The organism is Sphingomonas sp. 179-I 2A4 NHS (genome assembly GCF_045369135.1).
Classification (GTDB): Bacteria; Pseudomonadota; Alphaproteobacteria; order Sphingomonadales; family Sphingomonadaceae; genus Sphingomonas.
The window spans coordinates 97,536-122,941 of sequence record NZ_JBIQFL010000003.1 but is presented as its reverse complement, the minus strand read 5'-3'; the positions used below and the strand labels follow the sequence as shown (position 1 = coordinate 122,941).

The 25,406-nt window shown below is 66.1% G+C and carries 28 protein-coding genes; 15 read left to right on the top strand and 13 right to left on the bottom strand.

Translation table 11 applies throughout. From position 1 onward, the window contains the following. Positions 1-68: 68 nt before the first annotated feature. A complete protein-coding gene (locus ACH0CP_RS06710) occupies positions 69-758 on the top strand; it encodes a DUF2490 domain-containing protein (protein ID WP_294442679.1) in 690 nt (229 codons plus the stop codon). Between the two features lie 126 nt (positions 759-884). Here the strand turns inward: ACH0CP_RS06710 and ctaD are convergent, their stop codons facing one another. Together ctaD and coxB are read right to left on the bottom strand one after the other, a co-directional pair. Beyond that, positions 885-2,561, bottom strand: coding sequence for a cytochrome c oxidase subunit I (gene ctaD, locus ACH0CP_RS06705; protein WP_294442678.1), 1,677 nt, complete (start codon positions 2,559-2,561; stop codon positions 885-887). A gap of 4 nt (positions 2,562-2,565) precedes the next feature. Next, the gene (gene coxB / locus ACH0CP_RS06700; protein ID WP_294442677.1) at positions 2,566-3,711 is read right to left on the bottom strand and encodes a cytochrome c oxidase subunit II; all 1,146 of its coding nucleotides are present in this window, start codon (positions 3,709-3,711) and stop codon (positions 2,566-2,568) included. Between the two features lie 196 nt (positions 3,712-3,907). Here coxB and pyrE point away from each other — a divergent pair, with 196 nt between their 5' ends. The 6 genes from pyrE to maiA are packed head-to-tail and all read left to right on the top strand — an operon-like array spanning position 3,908 to position 8,300. Further along, complete coding sequence (gene pyrE / locus ACH0CP_RS06695; RefSeq protein WP_294442675.1) at positions 3,908-4,492, top strand: orotate phosphoribosyltransferase; 585 nt, start codon at positions 3,908-3,910, stop codon at positions 4,490-4,492. Next, on the top strand, positions 4,492-5,223 hold the full coding sequence (locus tag ACH0CP_RS06690) for a pyridoxine 5'-phosphate synthase (RefSeq protein ID WP_294442674.1): 732 nt from the start codon (positions 4,492-4,494) through the stop codon (positions 5,221-5,223). Before pyrE ends, ACH0CP_RS06690 begins: the two co-directional genes overlap by 1 nt. Further along, the gene (gene acpS / locus ACH0CP_RS06685; RefSeq protein WP_294442673.1) at positions 5,220-5,645 is read left to right on the top strand and encodes a holo-ACP synthase; all 426 of its coding nucleotides are present in this window, start codon (positions 5,220-5,222) and stop codon (positions 5,643-5,645) included. The genes ACH0CP_RS06690 and acpS overlap by 4 nt, the downstream gene beginning before the upstream one ends. 5 nt (positions 5,646-5,650) lie before the next feature. Continuing rightward, complete coding sequence (lepB, locus tag ACH0CP_RS06680; RefSeq protein WP_294442671.1) at positions 5,651-6,586, top strand: signal peptidase I; 936 nt, start codon at positions 5,651-5,653, stop codon at positions 6,584-6,586. Next, positions 6,583-7,668, top strand: a complete 1,086-nt coding sequence (locus ACH0CP_RS06675; RefSeq protein ID WP_294442669.1) for an AI-2E family transporter — start codon at positions 6,583-6,585, stop codon at positions 7,666-7,668. The genes lepB and ACH0CP_RS06675 overlap by 4 nt, the downstream gene beginning before the upstream one ends. Beyond that, positions 7,665-8,300 carry a maleylacetoacetate isomerase gene (gene maiA / locus ACH0CP_RS06670; protein ID WP_294442668.1) on the top strand — a complete coding sequence of 212 codons (636 nt, stop codon included), beginning with the start codon at positions 7,665-7,667 and terminating at the stop codon, positions 8,298-8,300. Before ACH0CP_RS06675 ends, maiA begins: the two co-directional genes overlap by 4 nt. Here maiA and ACH0CP_RS06665 read toward each other — a convergent pair. After that, positions 8,287-9,366 carry a glycosyltransferase gene (locus ACH0CP_RS06665; protein ID WP_294442667.1) on the bottom strand — a complete coding sequence of 360 codons (1,080 nt, stop codon included), beginning with the start codon at positions 9,364-9,366 and terminating at the stop codon, positions 8,287-8,289. The two genes, maiA and ACH0CP_RS06665, sit on opposite strands and share 14 nt — an antisense overlap. Positions 9,367-9,468: 102 nt before the next feature. On the opposite strand from ACH0CP_RS06665, the gene ACH0CP_RS06660 reads away from it, so the two are divergent. From ACH0CP_RS06660 to ACH0CP_RS06650, 3 genes are read left to right on the top strand one after another with little or no spacing between them, the layout of a single operon-like run. After that, positions 9,469-10,416 (top strand): hypothetical protein, encoded by a 948-nt coding sequence (locus ACH0CP_RS06660; RefSeq protein ID WP_294442664.1) that lies wholly within the window; start codon positions 9,469-9,471, stop codon positions 10,414-10,416. After that, on the top strand, positions 10,416-10,922 hold the full coding sequence (locus ACH0CP_RS06655; RefSeq protein ID WP_294442704.1) for a DUF2141 domain-containing protein: 507 nt from the start codon (positions 10,416-10,418) through the stop codon (positions 10,920-10,922). The genes ACH0CP_RS06660 and ACH0CP_RS06655 overlap by 1 nt, the downstream gene beginning before the upstream one ends. A 1-nt stretch (position 10,923) precedes the next feature. Continuing rightward, positions 10,924-12,102 (top strand): glycosyltransferase, encoded by a 1,179-nt coding sequence (locus ACH0CP_RS06650; RefSeq protein WP_294442663.1) that lies wholly within the window; start codon positions 10,924-10,926, stop codon positions 12,100-12,102. A 10-nt stretch (positions 12,103-12,112) separates the two neighbouring features. Here the strand turns inward: ACH0CP_RS06650 and ACH0CP_RS06645 are convergent, their stop codons facing one another. After that, positions 12,113-13,528 carry a hypothetical protein gene (locus ACH0CP_RS06645; RefSeq protein WP_294442662.1) on the bottom strand — a complete coding sequence of 472 codons (1,416 nt, stop codon included), beginning with the start codon at positions 13,526-13,528 and terminating at the stop codon, positions 12,113-12,115. Between the two features lie 89 nt (positions 13,529-13,617). Here ACH0CP_RS06645 and ACH0CP_RS06640 point away from each other — a divergent pair, with 89 nt between their 5' ends. Next, on the top strand, positions 13,618-15,240 hold the full coding sequence (locus ACH0CP_RS06640; protein WP_406875449.1) for an alkaline phosphatase D family protein: 1,623 nt from the start codon (positions 13,618-13,620) through the stop codon (positions 15,238-15,240). 21 nt (positions 15,241-15,261) lie between these two features. Here ACH0CP_RS06640 and ACH0CP_RS06635 read toward each other — a convergent pair whose 3' ends face one another. From ACH0CP_RS06635 to crtY, 4 genes are read right to left on the bottom strand one after another with little or no spacing between them, the layout of a single operon-like run. Further along, on the bottom strand, positions 15,262-16,200 hold the full coding sequence (locus tag ACH0CP_RS06635) for a phytoene/squalene synthase family protein (RefSeq protein ID WP_294442660.1): 939 nt from the start codon (positions 16,198-16,200) through the stop codon (positions 15,262-15,264). 8 nt (positions 16,201-16,208) lie between these two features. Further along, positions 16,209-16,790 carry a TIGR00730 family Rossman fold protein gene (locus ACH0CP_RS06630; protein ID WP_294442659.1) on the bottom strand — a complete coding sequence of 194 codons (582 nt, stop codon included), beginning with the start codon at positions 16,788-16,790 and terminating at the stop codon, positions 16,209-16,211. Beyond that, entirely contained in the window at positions 16,787-18,268 is a 1,482-nt protein-coding gene (locus tag ACH0CP_RS06625; RefSeq protein WP_294442656.1) for a phytoene desaturase, read from the bottom strand. The genes ACH0CP_RS06630 and ACH0CP_RS06625 overlap by 4 nt, the downstream gene beginning before the upstream one ends. Further along, positions 18,265-19,425, bottom strand: a complete 1,161-nt coding sequence (gene crtY, locus ACH0CP_RS06620; RefSeq protein ID WP_294442655.1) for a lycopene beta-cyclase CrtY — start codon at positions 19,423-19,425, stop codon at positions 18,265-18,267. Before crtY ends, ACH0CP_RS06625 begins: the two co-directional genes overlap by 4 nt. Before the next feature lie 142 nt (positions 19,426-19,567). On the opposite strand from crtY, the gene ACH0CP_RS06615 reads away from it, so the two are divergent. From ACH0CP_RS06615 to pdeM, 4 genes are all read left to right on the top strand, one after another. Further along, positions 19,568-20,368, top strand: coding sequence for a sterol desaturase family protein (locus tag ACH0CP_RS06615; protein ID WP_294442653.1), 801 nt, complete (start codon positions 19,568-19,570; stop codon positions 20,366-20,368). Further along, the gene (locus ACH0CP_RS06610; RefSeq protein ID WP_294442652.1) at positions 20,337-20,723 is read left to right on the top strand and encodes a DUF2141 domain-containing protein; all 387 of its coding nucleotides are present in this window, start codon (positions 20,337-20,339) and stop codon (positions 20,721-20,723) included. The genes ACH0CP_RS06615 and ACH0CP_RS06610 overlap by 32 nt, the downstream gene beginning before the upstream one ends. Before the next feature lie 64 nt (positions 20,724-20,787). After that, a complete protein-coding gene (locus ACH0CP_RS06605; RefSeq protein WP_294442651.1) occupies positions 20,788-21,657 on the top strand; it encodes a MipA/OmpV family protein in 870 nt (289 codons plus the stop codon). 72 nt (positions 21,658-21,729) lie between these two features. Further along, complete coding sequence (gene pdeM / locus ACH0CP_RS06600; RefSeq protein ID WP_294442650.1) at positions 21,730-22,392, top strand: ligase-associated DNA damage response endonuclease PdeM; 663 nt, start codon at positions 21,730-21,732, stop codon at positions 22,390-22,392. A gap of 16 nt (positions 22,393-22,408) precedes the next feature. Here the strand turns inward: pdeM and ACH0CP_RS06595 are convergent, their stop codons facing one another. The 5 genes from ACH0CP_RS06595 to rpmF form a co-directional block, all read right to left on the bottom strand. Beyond that, complete coding sequence (locus tag ACH0CP_RS06595) at positions 22,409-22,768, bottom strand: MerR family transcriptional regulator (RefSeq protein WP_294442649.1); 360 nt, start codon at positions 22,766-22,768, stop codon at positions 22,409-22,411. After that, entirely contained in the window at positions 22,765-23,067 is a 303-nt protein-coding gene (locus ACH0CP_RS06590; RefSeq protein WP_294442648.1) for an integration host factor subunit alpha, read from the bottom strand. Before ACH0CP_RS06590 ends, ACH0CP_RS06595 begins: the two co-directional genes overlap by 4 nt. Before the next feature lie 89 nt (positions 23,068-23,156). Further along, the gene (locus ACH0CP_RS06585) at positions 23,157-24,125 is read right to left on the bottom strand and encodes a beta-ketoacyl-ACP synthase III (RefSeq protein ID WP_294442647.1); all 969 of its coding nucleotides are present in this window, start codon (positions 24,123-24,125) and stop codon (positions 23,157-23,159) included. Beyond that, complete coding sequence (gene plsX / locus ACH0CP_RS06580; RefSeq protein WP_294442646.1) at positions 24,122-25,153, bottom strand: phosphate acyltransferase PlsX; 1,032 nt, start codon at positions 25,151-25,153, stop codon at positions 24,122-24,124. The genes ACH0CP_RS06585 and plsX overlap by 4 nt, the downstream gene beginning before the upstream one ends. Before the next feature lie 29 nt (positions 25,154-25,182). Then, a complete protein-coding gene (gene rpmF, locus ACH0CP_RS06575) occupies positions 25,183-25,362 on the bottom strand; it encodes a 50S ribosomal protein L32 (protein ID WP_294442645.1) in 180 nt (59 codons plus the stop codon). Between the last annotated feature and the right edge of the window lie 44 nt (positions 25,363-25,406).

Here is a 25,406-nt window from a genome sequence, read left to right as displayed (position 1 = left end):
CCCAACGTTTTGTTGCTCTGTCGGCGCAAACCATGACGCAGCCGCCGTGGCAGGGCTAGAGTGAGCGCATGCGACCACGTCATCTTTTCTTCGCCGCTGCTGCAATCACCACCGTGCTTCCAGGCGTCGCACGCGCTCAGACGAGCCATGACGAGGGGGCCTGGATCAACGCGACGGTGATGGGGCCCATCAGCGGTCGCTTGGTGTTCTTTGCGGAGGTCCAGCCGCGCGTCACCGATGGCGTATCACGCCTGTCGCAGGTGCTGCTGCGCCCGGCGATCGGCTGGCAGGTGTCGAAGGACCTGACGCTCTACCAGGGCTATGCCCATGTCATCGAGCCGCTGGCGGACGGGCCGGATCGCAACGAGGATCGATCGTTCCAGCAGGCGACGTGGAACGTCGGCAAGATCGGGAAGCTGGAGGTGCAATCGCGCACCAGGCTCGAGCAACGGTGGCGCTCGGACGGTAACGGCATGTCGCTTCGCGCACGCCAGATGGTCCGACTTGAGTATCCGTTGCGCCCCGGTGCGCAACGCTTGGCGCTGCTTGGCTCCACCGAGGCGTTCGTCGGGCTGAAATCCGCTGACTGGGGCGGCAGCAAAGGCTTCGACCAGATCCGCACGTTCGCGGGGTTTGAAATTCCGATCGGCGGCACCTCCACGGTGGAAGCGGGCTATCTCAACCAGACGCGGGACGCACCGGGCCGACAGGTGGCGATGGCCCATGTCGCATCGCTGACGCTGTTTCTACGCCTCTAGGGCGCAGCCCCTCCTTACCGGCCGGGCAGCCAAGCCCGCCATCGTCGCAAATGAAAGCGCCCCGTGAGTTTCCTCGCGGGGCGCTTCCGTTTTGTCATCGAGCGTGTCGACGATCGAAGATCAGGCTCAGTGCTTGGAGTCCTCGATCACCGGCAGCGTCTCGAACTGGTGATACGGCGGCGGCGAGGAGAGCGTCCACTCCAGCGTCGTCGCGCCTTCACCCCAGGGATTGTCCGGGGCCTTCTTGCCCGCGATCAGCGACCAGATCACGTTGACGAAGAAGATTGCCATGCCGACGGCCATGATCTCGTAGCCGTGCGTCGCGAACTGGTTCCAGTACGCATAGGCGTCCGGATAGTCCGGGTAACGACGCGGCATGCCCTGCAGGCCGAGGAAATGCATCGGGAAGAACAGCATGTTCACGCCCAGGAAGAACACCCAGAAGTGCAGCTGGCCGAGGTACTCGTTGTACATCTTCCCGAACATCTTCGGGAACCAGTAGTAGAAGCCCGCGAACAGAGCGAACACGGCGCCGAGCGAGAGCACGTAGTGGAAGTGTGCCACCACGTAATAGGTGTCGTGCATGTAATCGTCGACGCCGCCGTTGGCGAGGACGACGCCCGTCACGCCCCCGACGGTGAACATGAAGATGAAGCCGATCGCCCAGGTCATCGGCGTCTTGAAGGTGAGCGAGCCACCCCACATCGTCGCGATCCACGAGAAGATCTTGATGCCCGTCGGCACCGCGATGACCATCGTCGCGGCGGTGAAGTACATCTTAGTGTTCACGCTGAGGCCGGTGGCGAACATGTGGTGCGCCCACACGACGAAGCCGACCACACCGATGGCGACCATCGCGTAGGCCATGCCGAGGTAACCGAAGACCGGCTTGCGGCTGAACGTCGCGATGATGTGGCTGATGATGCCGAAGCCCGGCAGGATCATGATGTACACTTCGGGGTGACCGAAGAACCAGAACAGGTGCTGGTAGAGAATCGGATCGCCACCACCGGCCGGATCGAAGAAGGTCGTACCAAAGTTACGATCGGTGAGCAGCATGGTGATCGCCGCAGCAAGAACCGGCAGCGAGAGAAGCAGCAGGAACGCGGTGACGAGAACCGACCAGGCGAACAGCGGCATCTTGTGCAGCGTCATGCCCGGGGCACGCATGTTGAAGATCGTGGTGATGAAGTTGATCGCGCCCAGGATTGACGAAGCGCCGGCCAGGTGGAGCGAGAGGATGCCCATGTCGACCGAAGGCCCTGGCTCACCATAAGTGGAGAGCGGCGCGTACACCGTCCAGCCCGTGCCTGCACCGGCGCCGAAGAACGGCGAGGCGAGGAGCAGCAGGAAGGCCGGGATCAGAAGCCAGAAGCTGATGTTGTTCATGCGCGGGAACGCCATGTCCGGCGCACCGATCATGATCGGAACGAACCAGTTGCCGAACCCGCCGATCATCGCCGGCATCACCATGAAGAACACCATGATGAGACCGTGCGCCGTGATCATGACGTTCCACAGGTGGAGCGCTTCGTCGAACGTGCCCGGGCCGTGCAGCATGGCGAGCCACGTCGGCAGATACTGAATGCCCGGATCGCGCAGTTCGACGCGCATCAGGCCGGAAATCGCGCCGCCGATGATCCCCGCGACGATCGCGAAGATCAGATAGAGCGTGCCGATGTCCTTGTGGTTCGTGGACATGAACCAGCGCTGGAAGAAACCGGGCTTGTGATCCGCGTCATGGTGATGCGCGTGATCGCCGTGCGCCTGGAAGGCGGAGGGGTGAAGAGCGGTGTCGGTCATGATCTTAGCGTCCCGTGTCGCCGGTGCCGCCCGGGTTGCCGGTGGCGCCTTGCGGGGAAGTGGGAGAGGTGCCGGTCGCGTTGACGACCGGGCCCGTAGCGTTCGACGCGGCAGCGGCATCCTCGACCGCGGCGGCCGAGTTGTCGGCGCCCGGCTGCGGGATCACGGACGACGACGGTTCGGCCGCGCCCGGCATCTTGCCACCCTTGGCAGCGATCCACGCCGCGAACTCGGCCGGCGGCACCGCCTCGACGGCGATCGGCATGTAGGCGTGGCGCGCGCCGCACAGTTCCGAGCACTGGCCGAAGTAGAGGCCCGGCTTCTCGATGGTGAAGCTGGTCTCGTTCAGACGGCCCGGAACGGCGTCGAGCTTGATCCAGAACGCCGGCATCGCCCAGCTGTGGATCACGTCGTTCGCCGTGGTGATCAGGCGGATCGGCACGCCGACCGGCAGCACCACGCGATTGTCGATAGCGAGGAGACGGGGACCATCAGCGTCGGTGCGGAAACGCTCACCGGCGGCGACCTCATTCTTCTCCTTCAGCATGTTGGCGGTGATCTCGATCCCGCCATGATCCGGATACTGGTAGCTCCAGTACCATTGGTTGCCGATCGCCTTCAGCGTGACGGCACCGGCCGGAGCCGGCTTGAACTGCGCCGAGAGGAGGCCGATCGACGGCACGGCGATGGCGACCAGGATCAGCACCGGAACGAGCGTCCAGACGACCTCGATCATGGTGTTGTGGCTGGTCTTCGACGGCACCGGGTTGCGAGCGCGGCGATAGCGGATCGAGACATAGACCAGCAGCGCGAGCACGAGCAGACAGATGATCGTGATCAGCGGCAGGAGGATGCGATCATGGAACCAGTGCGCGCGGCGACCATTTTCGGTCACCTGCGGCTGGATCGTCATCAGGCCGTCGGTCGGCTGTCCCAGCATCGGCTTCGCCGTCATGGCAGGCGCGCCGTCCATGGCGAGGACCGGGGCAGACGGGGCGGTATCCGCCGTCACGTTGCCCGTATCCGCCGAGTTTCCGATCGCCGTCGCCGCTTCAGCGGTGGCATTGCCCGCCGGCTGGGCGGCGGCCGGGGCGAGCCCCGCCAGCGCGAGCCCCGCGGCCAGCATCACTCCCTTAAACGCGCTTCTCATCGTTTTGTCGTTACCCCTGCTCGTCCCGGCCGACGCCAGCGCCATGCCGCGCGGAATCCGTCCATCGGGCGGCCTATACGCAGGGCACCCCTGCGCCTCAAGCACGCAAGCGGCATTATTTGGCGCCGGACGGCCACGTTCCGTTGCACAGGCGCCACAGCAACCGTATCTCGCCGGCAAGACGAAAGGGCGAATTGTGACTGAAGACGAGGTGTTGGCCGAATTCCGCGCGGCGGATGCGTTGCTCGAAGGCCATTTCATCCTTTCATCCGGACTGCGGTCCTCGCGCTACCTGCAGTGCGCGCGCGTGCTGATGGACCCGCGCCGCGGTGCGCGGCTGGCCGAAGCACTTGCCGCGCAGATCCCGGCCGAACTTCGCGAGCGGATCACCGCCGTGGTATCGCCGGCGATGGGCGGCGTCATTGCCGGGCACGAGATGGCGCGCGCTCTCGGCGTCCCCGCGATGTTTGTCGAACGCCCCACTGGCACCTTCGAACTGCGCCGCGGTTTCCGCCTCGAGCTAGGCCAGGAAGTGCTGATGATGGAGGATGTCGTCACCACCGGGCTTTCCAGTCGGGAGGCGATCAAGGCGATCGAGGCCGCGGGCGGGCGGGTGATCGCCGGCGCAGCGCTGGTCGACCGATCGAACGGCAGCGCCGACATCGGCGTCCCGTTCTTCCCGCTGATCCGGCTCGACGTGCCCACCTATGACCCCGATGCCTTGCCGCCGGAACTGGCCGCGATTCCGGCGATCAAGCCGGGCAGCCGGGCGGCGGCCTGATGCCGCCCCGCCCGCTTCGCCTCGGCGTCAACATCGATCATGTCGCGACCGTGCGGAATGCGCGGGGCGGCGAATATCCCGATCCGGTGCGCGCGGCGCTGCTCGCCGCCGACGCCGGCGCAGACGGCATCACCGCCCATCTGCGTGAGGACCGTCGGCACATTACCGACGAGGACATCGCACGGCTGATGGACGCGCTGGACATCCCGCTCAACCTCGAGATGGCAGCGACCGAGGAAATGCTGGCGATCGCGCTTAAGCATCGCCCGCATGCCGTTTGCATCGTTCCGGAAAAGCGCGAGGAGCGCACCACCGAAGGTGGCATTGACGCTGCGGGTCAGCACGATCGGCTGGCACCGCTCGTCGCGGCACTGAACGACGCCGGCTCGCGCGTGTCGCTGTTTATCGAGCCGGACGCCCGGCAGATCGACGCCGCAGCCCGGCTGCGCGCGCCGGTCGTGGAGCTTCACACCGGCCGCTATTGCGAACTGCAGGGCCCGGCACGGGCGGAGGAGCTTCGCCGACTAACCGACGCAGCGGCGCTCGCGGCGAAGAACGGCATCGAGGTGCATGCAGGACACGGCCTCACCTTCGACAATGTCGCGCCCGTCGCCGCGATTCCGCAAGTGGTGGAGCTCAACATCGGCCACTTCCTGATCGGCGAAGCGATCTTCGTCGGGCTCGACGCAAGCATCCGGCAAATGCGCGCGGCGATGGACGCCGCCCGGTGATCATCGGGATGGGCGCGGATCTCTGCAATATCGAGCGGATCCAGACGTCTCTGACCCGGTACGGCGCGCGCTTCGAGGAGCGCATCTTCACCGCCGGCGAACAGGAACGCGCCCGCAGCCGGCCGTTCACCGCCGCCGGCACTTATGCGAAGCGTTTCGCCGCGAAAGAGGCTTTCTCCAAGGCGATCGGCACCGGCTTTCGTGGCGGTGTGACGATGAAGGATATCGAGGTCGTCACCGACGCGGCGGGTGCCCCCGCGCTAACACTGACGGGCGGCGCACGCGCCCGGCTGGCGGCAATGACGCCGGCGGGGCATAAGCCGCGTATTCACCTGACCTTGACCGACGATCATCCTTGGGCGCAGGCCTTCGTGATCATCGAAGCGGTCGCGGCATCAGACCGATTTTCTCCAACCGAGTGAATGATGTGGCCGAGGACGTGGCGTTGACGGGCAAACCAGCAGCCGACGAGGGGCCGAGGCGTCCCGCGCGCGGATTGGACTGGTGGGGCGAGGCAAAGGGCCTCTTCTGGCTCATCCTCGCTGTCCTCGGCTTTCACAGCTTCATCGCCAAGCCGTTCTACATCCCCAGCGAATCGATGCTCCCGGGCCTAGAAGTGGGCGATCGCCTGATCGTGTCCAAGTTCGCCTATGGCTGGTCGTTCGTATCGCCGACCGTCCCCAATCCGGTGGCGATCTTCGAAGGGACGGTGCTGCACAAACCGGTGGAAAGCTGGTCGTTCCAGTTGCCGGCATGGCAGGGCCGCATCTGGGGGAAGATGCCGGAACGCGGCGACGTGGTGATCGTGACCCCGCCCGGTCAGACCAGCGACTATATCAAGCGGGTGATCGGGCTGCCGGGCGACACCTTGGAGGTCCGCGGCGGCACCGTGATCCTGAACGGGAAGCCGCTGGCACGCGGGCCGCTCCACTACAAGGACCTGCCAGTCGACGCCAATGCGACCTGCGATCAGTGGCAATATCCGGATGCGCGTGTGACGCGGGCGGACGGCACGACTGTGTGCCGCCTGCCGATCGTCACCGAAACCAACCCCGAAGGCCGCCGCTATGACACTGTTGAGCTCGGGGCGAGCCCGGGCGACGATTATGGCCCGGTCAAGATCCCGGCCAATCACGTCTTCCTGATGGGCGACAATCGCGACCGCTCCGCCGACAGCCGCTTCGCGCTGGGCGGCACCGAAAAGGGCCTTGGCGGCGCGGTGCCCTGGGAGAATATCGGCGGCCGCGCGGAGTTCATCACTTTCTCGGTCGATGGATCGGCGACCCTCAATCCGCTGAGCTGGTGGTCATCGCTTCGACCGGGCCGCGCCGGCACGTCACTGAGGCCAGAGGAGACCCGATGAGCCAAGACCAGGTCCGCGTCGTCAAGGGCGCCAGCCCAAGCGAGGTGCACGATCCCGCCACCCGGCGCGAGATCAAGCGGGCCGCGGTGTGGCTTGGGATGGCATCGGCGATCGCGCTCGTCGTGCTGCTCATCCAGCCGCTGCTGATCATCTTTGCAGGCCTCGTCTTCGCCTCCTTGCTCGATGGCGGCGTGCGGCTGCTGAACCGGGTGCTGCCGATCGGGCGCAGCTGGCGGCTGCTGATCGTCTGCGTTCTGACAATCGTCTTCCTGCTCGGCACCTTCTATCTCACCGGCGTTCAGGTCGCGGAGCAGATCTCGCAGCTGCGCACGACACTCGAGGCGCAGACGGTGAAGCTGACGACGTGGCTCACAAGCCAGGGCCTGATGCCGGGCGCGTCCGACATCAGCAGCGTCGCACGCCAGGCGCTGAGTTCGGTCGGTCGGCTGACCTCCTGGGTCGGCAGCGCGTTCGGCGCGCTCACCACCATGTTCATGATCATCGTGATCGGCCTGTTCGTGGCGATGGATCCCAGGGTCTATGATCGCGGGCTGCAGTGGATGATCCCGGAGGAGCATCGCACCGAGTTCGCCCTCACCATCACGCGCATGGGGACGACGCTGCGCCGGCTGCTGTTCGGGCGGATCATCGGCATGGTGGCGGAGGGTGTGCTCACCTGGGTTGCGCTGATGATGGGCGGGGTCCCGATGGCGATGATCCTCGGCATCCTGACCGGCGTGCTCGCCTTCATCCCGAATATCGGCGCGTTCGTCTCCGGCGCGCTGATGGTGGCTGTGGGCTTCTCGGCCGGCGTCGACACCGGGATCTGGGCCATCGGTACCTACGTGATCGTCCAGACGTTCGACGGTTATGTGCTGATCCCGATGGTCGCGAAGCGCACCGTCGATATGCCGCCGGCGCTGACGCTGGGCGCGCAGATCCTGGCCAGCGCATTGTTCGGCATCCTGGGCCTTGCGCTTGCCGACCCGATGACGGCGCTGATCAAGACCGCGATGGAGCGCCGCAGCGAGATCGAGGAAGAACGCGACGACGACAACACCCCGGAAGCGGCCATGGTATGAACATCGTCCTCCACGATTACTGGCGATCCTCCGCTTCTTACCGGGTCCGGATCTGCCTCAACCTGAAGCGCGTCTCCTACGAAACGCTGCCGGTGAACCTGCTGACGGGGGAGCAGGCCGGCGCGGAAAACCGCGCGATCAATCCGCAGGGCTTCGTGCCGACGTTGAGGGTTGATGGTCGGCCGCTGGTGCAGAGCCTCGCGATCGTCGACTGGCTGGATGCCAACTTCCCCGAACCGCCGATGGTATCGAAGGACCCGTTCGAGCGATCCGGCCAGCTCGCCCGCGCGCTGGTGATCGCCGCGGATATCCATCCGATCGACAATCTGCGCGTGCTGAAGCGGCTGGAGACCCAGTTCGGCGCCGATCAAGCGGCGAAGGACGATTGGTATCGCCACTGGATCGCGGAGGGCCTGGCCGCGCTGGAGGAGATGGCGGCGCCATTGCCCGGCCCGTTCCTTGGCGGCGACGGGCCGGACATCGCGGACCTGTGCCTTGTCCCCCAGATGGCGAACGCGCGCCGTTTCGCGCTTCCGCTCGACGCCTATCCACGGCTTCTGACGGCAGAAGAGGCGAACCTTGCGCTGCCCGAGGTGCAGGCTGCAGCCCCCGACCGCGTCAAGCCCGCCTGAGCGAATCGAAGAGCTCAAGGTAGCGCAGCGCCGAATCAGCACCGGGCGGCGGCACCGGCGCCGGGCGCGCCGCGCCGTCCAGCCAATGATCCAGCGCCGCGATGAGCGCATCAGGATCATCTCGCGCCACGATGGTGCCGAGGACCGGCGAGACCACGATTTCTGCCACTGCCGGCGACGCATCGGTCGCCACCACCGGCGTGCCGACCGACAGGGCCTCTCGCAACACGCCCGGCACCCCCTCGAAGTCCGACGACAGCGCCACCACCGCCGCATTCGCCATCGCCCCGAGCGGATCGCGGACATGGCCCGGCATGATGAGCCGATCCGCGATGCCGAGTGTTTGAGCCTGCGCCATCAGCGCGGCGCGCTCCTCTCCCTCACCCAGGATGACCAGCGGCACTTGCCGATCCCGTAATCGCGGCACGGCGGCAACGAGGCGGTCCCAGCGCTTCTGCCGGGCAAGCCGCCCGACGCCGAGGATGTAGCGCGGGGGCAACTGCACAGGTGCCCCACTGGGGATCGGCCGGGCCGGCGGATTGGGGATCACCACCACATCCTCGGGCGCCAGCCGCATTGCCGCCGCAATTGCCGCAGCACTCGCCGCGCTCATCCCCACCACTCGATCGAGAAATAGCGGATGGAGGAGAAGCCAGGCGGCGTGACCGGCGGCTAGCGCGACATGATGATCGGGTCGGCGGATTGCATTCGACACTTTCCCGACGATCGGCGGGCAGGCTCCCCTCAACCGTAGCCGTGTCCATGCCGCCACACTCGTATAATGGCTCCCGGCGCAGAAAATGACGTCTGGCCTGATTGTCCGCACATGCCGGGGTAGTGCGAACAACGCACGATAAGTGGCTGATCCAAGCGGCACGACGTCGACATCTTCAGCGACCTCGGCGGCCAATGGGCCTCGCGGGTCGGCGACCACCAGCGTTACCCTTCGCCCCGCCTCCACCCAGGCGCCAGCCAGCCGTAGAAGCGCACGCTCCACCCCGCCGCCTTTGAAGCTTTGCGCATATCCAAGGATGTGGTGAGCCGCCGTCATCTTGAAGCCCGTCATGCTGCAGCCCAAATTGCCGCTCAAAGACACCACATTCCGCGGGCACCGGCCAGACCGACCTGCCGTATGTTGCGTGGGAATGTGCAAAGGAACTCGCCTGTCTTGACCGCGAAAGCTGACCGGATGCCGGCATCGGTAATCGATGCCGAACTGCCGGACATTGCAGCGCTTGAGCCTGCCGAAACGATCCGTCGGCGCTGGCCGACGATCGTCGGCGGGCTGATCAGCGCGGCGATGGTCGTGATGCTCGGCCGTGAGCTCCTGGGCTCCGGCCTTGAGGGGCTGAGCCGCACAACGCCTGATTCGCCGTGGTTCTACCTTGCCTTCTTCTGCCTCTACATGGCTGCACCGACGGGCGATTTCATCATCTTCCGCCGGCTCTGGCGCATCCCGCTGTCCGGCTTCGTCGCGCTTCACAAGAAGCGGATCGCGAATGACGTGGTGCTCGGCTATTCGGGCGAGGCATATTTCTACGCCTGGGCACGGGCACGGGCGAACATCGTGGCGGCCCCATTCGGTGCGGTGAAGGACGTGTCGCTACTGTCGGCGATCGCCGGCAATACCGTCACCATCCTGTTGTGCGCCATCGCGCTGCCGATCGGCTATCAGCTGATGTCGCCGAACGTGCTGCACGCCGTGGCGGGATCGGCCGCGATCACGCTCGTGATCAGCCTGTTGATGCTGATCTTTTCGCGGCGGATCTTCTCGCTGCCCCGGCAGCAGCTGCGCTGGATCTTCTGGATCCACACCGGCCGTATTGCCGCAAGCTCGCTGTTCGTCGCGCTTGCTTGGCATTTCGCGATGCCGGACGTGGCGCTTGGCGTTTGGCTGTTCCTGGCCGCGGCGCGCCTGCTCGTCTCGCGCTTGCCGCTGGTGCCGAACAAGGACCTGCTGTTCGCGAGCTTCGCAATCCTGGTGATCGGGCAGGACGAGGCGCTGAGCGCGATGATAGCCTTTGTCGCCGCGCTGACGCTTGGCGTGCATCTGTTGCTGGTGCTTGTCTTCTCTGGGGCGGCTGGCTGGAAGGGGCTGCGGCTGTGGCGCGGCTGATGCTGTTCGGCCTCGCCGCGCTTCTTGCGCCTGCCGCCGCCGTCGCTGCCCCGATCGGCAGCGATGCCCCTGCTTGCGCCGCGCGTAATGTGCCGGCGATCGAGGTGACGGTGGAGGGGCTGAAGGACCGCACCGGTGGGCTGAAGCTCGAGCTATACCCGGCCACCGAAGAGGATTTCCTGAAGGACGACCGCGATCTGCGGCGCGAGGGCAAGGTGTTTCACCGCGTACGCGCCGATACGCCGGCGCGCGGGCCGGTGGTGCTGTGCATCCAGGCACCCCAACCGGGCCGTTACGCACTGTTCTTCACCCATGATCGCGACGGCAAGAACAAGTTCAACGTCTGGACGGATGGTGCAGGCGTGCCGACCAACAACCGCATCGGCCGGGCCAAGCCGAAGCTGTCGCAGGCGATCGTGAACGTACCGCGCGGTTTGACCCGCCTCACCATCCGCGCACAGTATCTGCGCGGCATCATCCCGAGCTTCGGACCGGTCGGCAACTGACGTGCGCGTCGTCGACGTCAACGAATTCTATTCGCCGACCGGCGGCGGGGTACGCACCTATATCGATCGCAAGATCGGCATCATGAACGATCTGGGCCACGAACTGATCGTGCTCGCGCCCGGGCCTGACGAACGGATCGAGGAACAGCCCGGCGGCGGGCGGATCCATTACGTGCGATCACCCCGTCTGCCGTTCGATCGGAACTACGGCCTGTTCTGGGATCGCGCCGCGGTTCACCGTCTGCTCGATCGCTACGCACCGGATGTGGTGGAATGCTCCTCGCCCTGGCGGCCGGCCTGGTTCGTGGGCGAATGGCAGGGAACGGCGCTCAAGTCGTTCTTCATGCACAACGACAACATGGCCGCCTACGCCCAGCGCTGGTTCGAGGGGTTCGCCAGCCACGAGCGGATCGAGCAGGCATTCGGCTGGTACACCCGCTACATGGCGCGCTTTCTCGATCTTTACGACTGCGTCGTCACCAACGGCCCGGCGCTCGTGAAGCGGCTGCGCGCACGCGGCCTGCGGATTGACGCGGCGATGCCACTGGGAATCGAGCGCAGCCACTTTTCCCCCGGGTTTCGTGACGAGCGCCTGCGTCGCGCGCTGCTGGAGCAGTGCGAGTTGCCGCACGACGGCCTCCTGCTGCTCGGGCTTGGCCGCCATCACCCTGAAAAGCGCTGGCCGATGGTGATTGATGCGGTGGAGCGGGCGGGCGCCAACCTGCCGGTCGGGCTGGTGCTGCTCGGCCAGGGGGTCGACAGCGACCGGATCGAGCGCCGGATCGCTGGAAGCCCGCACATCCGCATCTTCCGCCCGGTCTATGATCGCGAGCGACTCGCGCGGATCATGGCAAGCTGCGACGCACTGATCCATGGATCGGAGGCCGAGCCGTTCGGGCTGGTCGCGGCCGAAGCCATGGCATCGGGCCTGCCGCTCATCGTGCCGCACACCGGCGGATGCGCGGAAGTGGCGGACGCACGGTGCGCCGAGCTGTACGAACCGCGTGACCCGATGTCCTGCGCCTGGGCGATCGAACGAATGCACGCGCGCGATCGGGCACTCCTCCGAAGGACGGCCCTCGTTGCGGCCGGGCAAGTGCGCACCGACCGGGAACATACCGTCGAGCTGATGGCCTATTACGCGGATCAGATCGCGCAGCGCGAGCGGCGCGCCGCCTGACCATCAAGCCTCAGCGCCGCTGGTAGATCGTCAGCACCTCGTTCCCCAACGGATGCCGGGCGGCGACAACATAATCCGCACCGACGGCACGCTCGACCATAGCGCGAATGTCGCGCCGCTCGCCGATCGACGGCGGCCGCATCACGATCACCTCCGGCCCCCGGCGCAGGATCCGCGCGACTTCCAAAGCCTGCGGAACGCCAATCGCGCCGTCTTCACGCGTGCGATAAAGGTGGCTGGGGAAGAGGTAGCGCGTGACATGGCATCGGTTTGCCGTGGCATATATCTTCGGGCTGCCGGAATAGACCCACAGGCAACCGGGCCCCGCCCCGATCGACGCGGTGATGGCGGCCAACTCGCGCCCATTGCCCCGTGACACGCGGTTGGCGATCACCAGCACCTGCCCGATCAGCGCCGCCGACAGCAGCACGGCGATGCGGCCACGAGGTCGCGTCTCGAGGAAACCGGCGGCGCAGACCGCGCCCGGCACCGCCGCCGGCAGCGCATAATGATCGAACCAGCCGCCGAGGACGAGGATGCCGAGGAGTGCCGCGGCAAACCAGCACAGCATGAAACGACGCTCGGACGCTTCTGCCAACGTGCTCCTTCTCGCCGACACAAGCGCCATCGCCATCAGGGGCGACAGGATCAGGACGAGCTTGGCGAGATTGCCCCAGCGCTCGCGTGGCGGATCGGCCTGCCGCGCGATGATCGACTCGAAATTCGCGTAGAGGAAGGCGTCGATCTGCCCGATCGCCGCGTAATAGCCCATGACTGCCAAGGTCGGCAGCAGCGCGATGGCCGCCAGCACGCCGGCGCGAGCGGCGATGCGGGATGGTCTCACCCCCGCACGCCACTCGCGCACAAGAGTCCACAGGCCGAAGAACACGCCCTCGAACACGACGGAATACTTTACCTGCAGCGCAAGGCCCATCAGCGTCATCGCTGCTGCGTCCTGCCACCAACTGCGGCGGCGCGTGTTGGTGACGATCAGCCAAGCCGCACCAGCCACCAGCGGGTTATAGAGGATCGGCGCCTGCCCGCCGTGCCCGTCCGCCAGGTTGAGCCACAGGATGTAGAGGATTCCGGCATATGTGGCGCCCCGTCCCCACCCTGCGAGCATTGCCAGGCGTGCGACGATCCACGCGGCGGTCACCACCGCGGCGAGCGCCATCAACTGATAGGCGATGATCCCCCAGCCGAACGGCAGCGAGGCCGGCACAAGGTAAAGCAAGAACAGCCCGATCGGCTTACGGTCCCACACCTCGACGTACGGCACCGCCCCATCCGCGATCAGCCGCGCCGCGGCGAAGTAGAAATCCTCGTCGACGTGGATCAGCGGGTTGCCGAACGTGGCGGCGCGCGCGGCGACGGCAACAGCGATCAGCACCATCAAGCGATTGCGATCGAGCCAGCGCGCATCCATCCATGGCGCGCCTAGCGGGCCTGACACCGATCTGTCACCTTCCCACGGCAGGGGCGGCACGAACCGCACCGCTTTTGGGGAGGGATTTGATGATCAACGTCAGCCGCCGCTCGCTCTTGGCCACTGGCATGTTCGGCGCAGGCGCACTCGCGCTGCCCGGGCTTGCCCCTGCGCAGACCGTCCTCACCGCGCGCGGCTTCACCCATTCGGTGGCCAGCGGTGAGCCCGGGCCCGACGAGATGCTGCTGTGGACCCGCTACGTGCCGGCCAGCGGCGATAGCGCGCGTCTGAAGCTGGAACTGAGCGAGACACCGGATTTCGCGCGCGTTGCCGCCGGCGGGGAGACAATCACAGGGCCATGGCGCGACTGGACCGCGAAAGTCACCGTGACCGGGCTGAAGCCGGCCCGCGATTATCACTTCCGTTTCGTCGCGGCGGACGGAACGATGTCACCCGTCGGCCGCACGCGTACCCTGCCGGATGATCGCGCAAGCCGCTTTCGCGCCGCGATCTTCTCCTGCTCCAATATCGGCTTCGGCTTCTTCAACGCTTATGCCCATGCCGCCGCCCGCGATGATCTCGATCTGTGGATCCACCTCGGCGACTATTTCTACGAATATGCCAACGGCACCTATCCATCGCTTCAGGAAGTGGTGGCGAGCCGGCTGCCGCAGCCGCGGACCGAGATCATCCACCTTGCCGATTACCGACTGCGCTATGCGAGCTACCGCGCCGATCCCGATCTCCAGGCACTGCACGCGCGGCTGCCGATGATCGCGTCGATGGACGACCACGAAAGCGCCAACAACAGCTGGGAAGGCGGCGCACAGAATCACGATCCGGCGAGCGAAGGCGAATGGATCGCGCGGCGTGCGGCCGCGATCCAGGCGTGGCGCGAATGGATGCCGGTCTCCGACGAACCGTGGAAGGCCTATGACATCGGCCGCCTCGCGACGCTGTTCCGCACCGACACGCGCCTTGCCGGCCGGTCACAATCGCCGGAACTGGCCGACATGCTGCGCGGCCCCGATCCGATGCGCGCGCTTGCCGCCTATCGCGACGGCGCATGGCACGATCCGGCGCGGACCATGCTCGGGTCACAGCAGGAAGCATGGCTCCAGCATGGTCTCGCCAGATCGGTGACGTCGGGTGCACGGTGGCAGATCGTCGGCTTCGGCACGATCATGGGAACGATGCGCGTGCCGCCCGAAGTGGAAGGCTGGATCGCGCAGGCGCGCCCGGGGGCGGCAGGATACATCCAGGCTGCAGTGGCGGTCGGAAAGGCCGGTCTGCCGTCGGACCTCGACAATTGGGGCGGCTATCCGGCGGCGCGCGCCCGCTTCCTCGATGCGGCGCAAGCGGCAGACGCGAACCTCGTCGTGCTGTGCGGTGACAGTCATAATGCCTGGGCGTTCGACCTCGCGCAGAAGGGTAAGCCCGTCGGCGTGGAATTTGCCGGCCAGTCGGTCACGTCGTCCGGTTTCGAAAGCGCCCTCACCGTCGACCCGGCGACCGTCGCGCGCGCCCTCGTTGCGGCCAGCCCGGAGCTCAAATGGTGCGATACCAGCAGGCGCGGATATATGGCGCTGACGATCACGCCCGATCGCGTCAGCAATGACTGGCTGTTCGTCGACACCGTCAAGACCCCCAATCCGGCTGCCAGGGTGGGGCACAGCGCGACGGTCGAGCGGGGCCGCCGCCAGATGGCCTGACGGCCACTTAATAGTAGGCGCTTAGCGCGGCCGCGTCCAAAGCCGCGGATCGCGGGGCGTCTCTCGCACGGGCCGCCGAGCCGCCACGGCCGCCTTGGCCACCCAGCCGAGCTTCGCCGCCTTCGAGGTACTGGCGCGATGATCCCAGGCGTGGGCACCGCGTGCCGCCACTTCGCGTGCGATGTCGCCATAGATCCCGGCCGCGGCCAGGACCGCCCAGCGTGCCCGCGGCGGCAGCTTCGCCGCACCGACCCGCGCGCTCGCCTCATGCAGCGCAGCGCGACCGGCAAGGCGGCGCGCAAGCACCACCAGGCGATCACGGAATGGCGGCTTCATGTGCTGACCCGGCGGGATGTCCATCTCCACCAGCCATTCCACCGGCAGGTAGCACCGGCCGATGCGATCATCCTCTTCGATGTCGCGCGCGATGTTGGCGAGTTGGAAGGCAAGGCCGAGGTCACATGCCCGGTCCAGCGTATCCTCGTCGGCCGGGTCCACCCCCATCACCACCGCCATCATGCAGCCGACCGCGCCGGCAACATGATAGCAATAGCGATACAGGTCGTCCTCGCTACGCGGCCGCCAATCTTCGGCATCAAGGCGGAAGCCGGCGACAAGGTCGTGCGCGAAACGGGGCGGGAGGCCGGTCTCCGCCGCCACGACGCGCAGCGCATCGAAGGGCATATCGCCAACCACCCGCCCGGCCAGCGCCGCGGTCGTCTTCTCGGCGATCAGCGCGACGCGCGCTTCCGCGTCGCTGACGGCGGTGGCGCCATGGCCATGGTCCTGCCCGTCGACGATATCGTCGCAGGCACGGCACCAGGCATAGAGCAGCCACGCCCGCTCGCGCGTTTCCCGATCGAACAGCTTGCTCGCCATGGCGAAGCTCTTGGAGCCGCGCGCGATCGAGTCGCGAGCCGCCTCGACTAGCCGGGCGCGCTCTTCAGGTGCCGCGGCCACTGCCTGCCTCAAAGATCGGCCGCGCTCATCCGCACGATCGGCTGGCTCGGCTGATGCGCCGCCATCCGCTCCAGGAGCAGATCGAGCGTGTCGGCGACGATCAGCAGGTCCCGATGCTGCGGACGCAGGAAGCCGACCTCCCCCATTTTCTCCCAGAAGGCGATGAGGTGATCATAATAGCCGTCCGTGTTGAGCAGGCCGACCGGATCGGAGTGATAACCGATCTGCGCCCAGCTCAGCGCCTCCCACAATTCGTCCATGGTGCCGGTACCGCCGGGCAGTGTGACGAAGCCGTCCGCCAGATCGGTGAAGATACGCTTGCGCTCGTGCATCCCTTCCACGACGTGAAGCTCGGTAAGGCCGCGGTGCGCGACTTCAGCATTGACCAGCGCCTGCGGGATCACGCCGATCACCTCGCCGCCGGCCTCCAGCGCGCCATCCGCCACTGCGCCCATCAGGCCCAGCCGTCCGCCGCCGTAGACCACGCCGATGCCGCGCTCGGCCAGCGTGCGACCGATCGTGCGCGCATTCTCCATGTAGATAGGGTCACGCGGCGTGGCAGAGCCGCAGTAAATTGCCAGGCGCTTCACCGCCTTACTCCTTCAAGCATGAGCGCCGCAGTCGCTTTCGCGCTGCCGACGACGCCCGGGATACCCGCGCCGGGATGCGTACCGGCGCCAACGAAATAGAGGTTCGAGATCGCATCGTCCCGGTTGTGCACGCGGAACCAAGCGCTTTGCGTCAGCACCGGCTCTAGGCTGAAGGCGCTGCCGAGATGGGCGTTCAGATCCCGCGCGAAATCGGGCGGGGCGTAGCTGAACTTGGTGATGATCCGATCATGGATGTCGGGGATCAGCCGCCGCCCCACCTCGTCCAGAATGCGCTTCTCCAGGATCGGGCCGACGCGATCCCAATCCTCCGGGAACTTGCCCATGTGGGGCACCGGCGCGAGCGCATAGAAAGTCGAGCAACCCTCCGGCGCCAGGCTCGGATCTGTCACGGTCGGATGGTGCAGGTACAGCGAGAAATCCTCGCTAAGCACGCCGTGATCATAGATGTCCGCCAGCAGCCCCTTATAGCGCGGGCCGAACAGGATCATGTGGTGCGGGATCCCGGGCCAGGTGCCCTTGATCCCGAAGTGCACCACGAACAGCGACGGCGAATACTTCTTCTGCTCCAGCCGTGCCGCAGAACGGCGCGCGCTGCTCGATCCGCTCAGCAGATCGCGATAGGTGTGGACGATATCGCCGTTGGAGGCGACCATCGCCGCTTCCTGCCGCCAGCCGCTCTGCGTGCGCACCGCCGTCACCCGGTCACCCAACGTCTCGATTTCGGCCACGGGATCATCGAGCCGCAGCTTCCCGCCGAGGCGCTCGAACAGCGCCACCATTCCGCGCACCAGCCGGTTGGTGCCGCCATGCGCGAACCACACGCCCCCGTCCCGCTCCAGCTTGTGGATGAGCGCGTAGATCGCACTGGTCGTCATCGGATTGCCGCCAACGAGCAGCGTGTGGAACGACAGCGCCTCGCGCAGCTTCTCGCTCTTCACGAACGAGGACACCATCGAATAGACCGAACGCCATGCCTGGTATTTCGCCAGCGCCGGCGCCGCCTTGATCATCGAGGCGAAGTCGAGAAACGCGACGTGGCCAAGCTTCTCATAGCCTTCGCGATAAACGCCTGCGGAGTAGGTCAGGAACTTCTCGTAGCCAGCGACGTCAGCCGGATCGAGCTTCGCGATCTGATCGCGCAGCAGGACGTCGTCGTTGGTGTAATCGAAATTCGTACCGTCGGGCCAGTTCAGCCGATAGAAAGGCTGAACCGGTTCCAGCATCACGTCGCTGGCCATGTTCTGACCGGTCAGCGCCCACAATTCCTCCAGGCAGGCGGGATCGGTGATGACGGTCGGGCCCGCATCGAAAGTGAACCCGTCGCGCTGCCATACGTAAGCCCGACCACCTGGCTTATCGCGTGCCTCGACAATGGTGGTGTCGACTCCGGCCGATTGCAGCCGGATGGCGAGCGCGAGCCCGCCGAAACCGGCACCGATGACGATCGCCTTGGTCATGACACACGCCTCGCCACGCGTACCGCGCGCCAGAAGGGCACCGGCGGCTTGCCGGACAGAATCCGCATCTTGTCTGCGCCCGTCGAGCGCGCGGCGTAGAACCGCGAGATCAGCCCGGGGCGCAGGCGGTAGAAACGTTCGAGCACCTTGTATCGGGCCTCCGGGTCAGCGGCGCGAAACAGCATCGCGTCAAGCAAGCGGTAGAAGCGGCGTTCGTCCCACCGCTCCCGCGCATAATCATGGGTCAGTTCGTGTAATCCTTCACCACTAAGGTCCGCCGTCCCGGCGATCCGCACCGCGAGCCGGACGGCGTCGGGCAGGGAATAGCCGGTCGTGGGGTGGAACAGCCCGGCCCGCGCCCCGGCCTTGGCGACCTTCGCCCCGCCCCAACGCCAGTAAGCCTCGAAGTCTCCGCCGATCACCACCGGTAGCGCGCCTTTTTCCTCGCGCCCCGACGGGGTGGCGGCCCAGCCGCGGCTTTCAGCATAGACGCCGATGCGGCGATTGAGCGCCCCGACATTCAACGCGGGTGTATCGCTGTAATAGGTGTCCTCGACGAAGATCTGCGTCGGCGAGAAGGGCAGCAGATAGATGAAGCGATATCCGTCGTGCTGCATGACGGTCGCGTCCATCACCATCGGTCGCTCGACGCCGTGGCCGGCAGGAACATCGAGCAGTCGCCCGACGAATTTCTGCCAGCCCACTTCCAGCATCGACATGTCGCCCGCGCCGCGCGCGTCGATCACGCCCGTCGCCTCGACACGCTCGCCGTCGGCCAGCACTACCGCCGTGGCGCTGCATGCCAGCACCTTGCGCTCGGTCATGATCGCGCTCGCCGGCAGCGCCTTGCGCACAACCGCATCGAAGCGCTCCGACTCGATCGAATAATAAGGCTGCGCGATGGTGCGGCTGTGTGCCGGGAAGCGCACGTCGTAGCTCGGCCAGGCATGGCAGACGAGCGGCGTCAGCAGCCAGCGGTCGTCCTTCGCCACGTCACCATCGAAGAACGACCAGACGTGGTTGCCGCCCAGCTTCTCGCCGCTGTCGATCAGCCGCACCGACAAATCAGGGCGGCGCGCGGCCATCGCCAGCGCGATGAGGCCGCCTGCCAACCCGCCGCCGACGATGGCGAGATCGCAATGGTGGGTTTCGGGCATAACCCTCCGCCTAGCGGATCGGGCATGCGCGCGAAAGCGGGATCGGCGCATGGCCTGTCTCGGCACGGGGTGGCGAGCTTGTCCAACGGCGCATCAACGGCAGCGCCTTCCCCCGTCCCACCGGCAGGCGTAGAGCAGCAGCATGACCGCTGCGCTTGCCATTGCCCTCTCTGCTGTCGCCATGACGCTGATCGTTGGCGTACGCTATCTCGCGGCAAGCGGCGCCTTCGCATTCGTCACCCGGCGCAAGCATCCGGGACTCTACGTCGGCCTCGATCCGCAGATCCGGCGCGAGATCCTGTGGAGCCTCGCCTCCGCGGCGATCTACGGCATCCCGGCCGGCATCGTCGCCTGGGGCTGGCAGAACCGCGGCTGGACGCGGATCTACGACGACGTCCACGCTTATCCCTTGTGGTATCTGCCGGTGTCGGTGCTCCTGTACCTGGCTGCACACGATACCTGGTTCTACTGGACGCACCGCTGGATGCACTGGCCAAAGCCTTTCCGCATCGCCCATACCGTCCATCACGCCAGCCGCCCGCCCACCGCTTGGGCGGCGATGGCGTTCCATCCGATCGAAGCGATCACCGGTGCTGTGGTAATTCCGCTACTGGTGTTTCTCATTCCGATCCACGTCGCGGCGCTCGGGGTAGTGCTGACGATCATGACGGTTATGGGAGTGACCAACCACATGGGTTGGGAGGTTTTCCCGCGGTTCATGTGGCGCGGGCCATTGGGTGCCTGGCTGATCACGGCCAGTCACCATCAGCGCCATCACGAACGGTACGGATGCAATTATGGGCTTTATTTCCGCTTCTGGGACCGGTTGTGCGGCACCGATGACGGGCTCGGCGATTTCACGCGCGATCAGGCCCGCGCGCGCGCTCGTGCTGGGGGCGGCTGCGCTGCTCATGATCGGCGCGGCGCCGGTGGGCCAGCTTGACCTAACCTTTTCCAATGTGCGCTCGAACAAGGGCATGCTGCGCATCTGCGTGACGGGTGATCCGGACAATTTTCCCCGCTGCACGAACGATCACAACGCCACCAAGCGTTCGATCCCTGCCGGCACGACCGCGCTTCACCTCGCCGGGCTCCCCTATGGCAAATATGCCGTGGCGGTGATCCATGACGAGAACGGCAACAAGAAGCTCGATACCTTCGCCGGCATCCCGCGCGAAGGCTTCGGCTTCTCGCGCAATCCGCCGATCCGCTTCGGCCCGCCGAAGTTCGAGGCGGCGCGCTTCACCCTCGATGGTGATGCTGAATCGCAACAGGTGAAATTGCGCTACATGCTCTGACGCGCGGGGCGGACCTTAAATCAATCAGGGTTGTTACGCAGGGCGACCATAAGGAAGCCCCAACGTGAATCCCAAGAGCCTGATCGGATTTGTTGCCCTCATTGCTGCCGTCCCAACGGCCGTTTCGGCCCAGAGCGTCTCTGGCCCTGCCGATACCCCCACGGCGACCGAGCAGCCGAGCGGCGACATGGTCACGATCGGCATCGGCGCAGGTTACCTGCCTGATTACGACGGTTCGAACGACTATCGCTTCGTTCCCGTACCGGCGGCAATCGGCACCATCGGCGGTATCAATTTCTCCGTCACCGGCAACCGCGCTAGCGCGGATCTCCTCCCCAGCCGCCCGGGCGAGGCATGGGACATCCAGCTGGGCCCGGTGGCAGTGATCAACTTCACCCGCAGCAGCCGCCAGGGGATCGATGACCCGCGCGTACGCCGCCTGGGCGAGCTTGATACAGCGGTCGAAGTGGGCGGCTACTTCGGCATCGGCAAAACGGGCGTCATCACCAGCCCGTATGACAAGCTATCCCTGTCGCTGAGCTATCGTCACGACGTCGCCGGCGTTCATCGCAGCGGCATCTGGCAACCGACCCTGAATTATTTCACGCCGTTGAGCCGGAAGACCGCGGTCGCTCTGTTCGCCTCGGCTGAGCGAGTCGAATCGAAGTACGTCCGCACCTATTTCAACGTGTCGCCGGAGGCATCGGTGGCTTCCGGCCTGCCAGTCTACAACGGCCGCGGCGGCTGGAAGAGCTATACGCTGGGCGCAGTCGGTACGGTCTCGCTGACCGGGGACCTGCTCAAGGGCTTCAAGCTGGTCGGCGGGGGTACGTACCGCCGGATGCTTGATGACGTGGCGGCAAGCCCGCTCGTCAGCATCGCCGGTTCGCGCAACCAATGGGCCGGCGTGCTGGGCATTGGCTACACCTTCTGATCGCCACCAGATGTGTCCCCGAAGACGAGGCCGGCGGTTGATCCGCCGACTCGCTTCGGGCAAGGCACGGGGATGGTTCCCTTTTCGTTCGCCGGGCATGATCTGACGCCGCTGCCGCAAGGCGCGATGTTCTGGCCTGCACGGCGCGCGTTGCTGGTCGCCGATCTCCATCTGGAGAAGGCAAGCTGGTTCGCGCGATCGGGCCAGATGCTGCCGCCCTATGATTCGCTGGCGACCCTGGCGGAACTGTCCGCCGTCGTTTCAGCAACCGGGGCCGAGGAGGTCTGGTGCCTGGGGGACAGCTTCCACGATCCCGCCGGATGCGAACGGCTTCCCGAGACAGCGCAGGCGGCGCTGAGAACTCTGACGCAAACGACTCGCTGGACGTGGATTACCGGCAACCACGATCCCCACTTCGTCGACCGGTGCGGCGGCGATGTCGTGGACGAGGCATCGGTGGACGGTCTGGTGCTGCGGCACGAGGCATCGCCAGCCGAACACCGGCCAGAATTGTCGGGCCACTTCCACCCCAAGCTGCGCGTACGCGTGCGCGGCAAATTGGTGTCGCGGCGGTGTTTCGTGGCCACGAGCACGAAGATCATCCTGCCGGCGTTCGGCTCGCTCACCGGCGGGCTGGATGCCGATCATCCCGAGATCGTGCGCGCGATGGGCGGCCCCGCGCAGGCACTGGTCGCGATCAACGATCGCCTGCTGCGTTTCCCACTCGCCGCCTGAGGCAGCCTCGGCCGTCTCAGGCCGCTTCCAGTGCTCGCTGCAGTCGATCGCGGATCGAGATAAGCGCGGTGTGATCCGGCTTGGCGCCCGGCACATCGATGGGCGTGGCAGCCCCGGCGGGCTGATCCCCCTCGGTCGCCAGCAGCTTCTGCACGCCCTTCACTGTATAGCCTTCAGTCGCCAGCAGCCGCTGAATCCGCTCCACCAGCGCCACGTCCTCGGGCCGATAATAGCGGCGATTGCCGGCACGCGTGATCGGGCGCAGCTGCGGAAAGCGCGTTTCCCAATAGCGCAGCACATGCGGCGCGACGCCCGTCGCCGTGGCGACTTCGCCGATCGTCCGAAAGGCGCCGGCGGCCTTGTCGCTGCCGCTCACGCGCCCGCGGCGACGATGCGATCGCGCATCATCTGGCTGGCGCGGAAAGTGAGAACCCGGCGCGGTGCGATCGGCACCTCGACGCCCGTCTTCGGATTGCGTCCGATCCGTTCGCCCTTGTCACGCAGCACGAATGTGCCGAAGCCGGAGATCTTGACGTTCTCCCCCTTGGCCAGCGCGCCGCACAGCTTTTCCAGAATCTGCTCTACCAACTGAGCGGAATCCGCGCGTGACAGGCCCACTTGGCGATGAAGTGCCTCGGCCAGATCGGCCCTGGTCAACGTGCCAGCTTCGCTCATCGTTCGTGCCTTATCCCCCGGAAGTGATTGGAGGACGTTACCACCTCCCACCGATCACCGGAAGGCACATGTATGGTAATTGTTACATATTAGAAACGGACTACCGCAGCGCCCCACGTAAATCCGCCACCCATGGCCTCGAGGACAAGGATCTGTCCCGGCCTGATACGCCCATCCCGCACCGCAGCATCCAGCGCGAGCGGTACGGAGGCGGCAGAGGTGTTGGCGTGCTGGTCAACGGTCATCACCACCTTCTCGGCCGGCAGCCCCAGCTTGCGCGCGGTCGCATCGAGAATGCGGGCATTGGCCTGATGCGGTACCACCCAGTCCACCGCGTTCGGCTCCAGCCCGGCGATGGCGAGCGATTCCTGCATGACCGTGGCAAGGTTCACCACGGCATGGCGGAACACCTCCCGCCCCTTCATGCGCAGCTTGCCCACGGTGCCGGTCGTCGATGGTCCCCCATCGACATAGAGCAGTTCATTATGGCGGCCGTCGGCGTGCAGCTTCGTCGCCAGGATGCCGCGCCCGTCGGCATCGGCGCTTTCCTGCGCTTCCAGCACCATCGCGCCCGCACCATCGCCGAACAGGACGCAGGTGGTGCGATCCTCCCAGTCTAGGATGCGGCTGAACGTCTCGGCGCCGATCACCAGCGCGCGCTTCGCCGTGCCGGCGCGGATCATGCTGTCCGCCACCTGCACCGCGTAGAGAAAGCCCGAGCAGACCGCCGCGACGTCGAACGCGACGCAATCGTCGATGCCAAGCATCGCCTGCACCTTCGTCGCCGTGGCGGGGAAGGTCTGGTCCGGCGTCGCGGTCGCCAGCACGATCAGGTCGATGTCCTGCGCGGTGATGCCGGCGGCCGCCAGCGCTGCGCTCGATGCGTCGCGCGCCAACGTTGCAGTCGTCTCGTCAGGGCCGGCGATGTGGCGAAAGCGGATACCGGTCCGCTCGACGATCCACTCGTCCGTCGTATCTACCATCTGCGCCAGATCGGCATTCGACACGCGACGCGCGGGCAGCGCCGAACCGGTTCCGATGATGACGCTGCGAATCATGCCGCCTGTTTCTCGAAATGTCTGAGGTCGTCGGCAATACGCCGGACAAGATCGGCCTGCACCATCTTGGCCGCGGCACCAATCGCCGTCGCGATACCGAGCTCGTTGGCGCCGCCATGGCTCTTCACCACCAGGCCATTCAGGCCAAGGAAGACGGCGCCATTGTGATTGTTGGGATCGAGATGGTCGCGCAGCAGCTGGGTCGCCGGGCGCGAGATCAGGAAGCCGATCTTCGAGCGGACCGAGCTGGTGAAGGCGCGCTTCAGCAGGTCCGCGACGAACCGCGCGGTCCCCTCCGCGGTCTTGAGCGCGATGTTACCGGAGAAGCCGTCGCAGACGATCACGTCATGATCGCCACGAGACAGCCGATCGCCCTCGACGAAACCGGTGAAGGTCATCGGCAAATGGCCGCCACCGCGCAGCGCAGCGGCGGCGTCGCGGATTTCCTCGGTACCCTTCTGGTCCTCGCTGCCGATGTTGAGTAGCGCGACGCGCGGGCTGTCGAGATCCATCGTGACGCGCGCATAGGCAGCGCCCATCACGGCGAACTGGACGAGGTTCTTCGCCTCGACCTCGGTGTTGGCACCAAGATCCAGCACGACGACGTCGTTCTCGCCCAGCGTCGGCAGCAGCGCAGCAAGCGCCGGGCGATCGATGCCGGGCATCGTCCGCAGCGACAGCTTGGCCATCGCCATCAGCGCACCGGTATTGCCGGCAGACACGGCGGCGGCAGCGCGACCCTGCTTCACGCAGTCGATCGCGATCCCCATCGACGTGGTCTTCGCACGGCGAAGCGCCTGACCGGCCTTCTCGTCGCCCGAAATCACATCGGGCGCGTGCACGATCTCGGCGTGGCGACTGAGATTGGGGTGACGTTCCAGGCCGGCGCGAATCGCCTGCTCGTCACCGACGAGGAGGAATTTGATCCCCTCGAACCGATGACGCGCACGCGCGACTCCGGACAGCATCACCGCCAGCCCCTCGTCGCCGCCCATCGCATCGACGGCGATCCAGGAACTGTCGGCCATGATGCGTCGTACTCCCGTGACCTGTGGGGTCAGCCCTCGACCGACACGACCTCACGGCCATTGTAGTGGCCGCACGAGGTGCACAGGTTGTGCGGGCGACGCAGCTCGCCGCAGTTCGGGCATTCCTGGAACGCTTCGACCGACAGCGCATCATGCGAACGGCGCATGCCACGACGGGAGGGGGAGGTCTTTCGCTTGGGGACGGCCATTGCGGCACCTTAATCTTGATGTTCTAAACAAATGCGATTGGCCC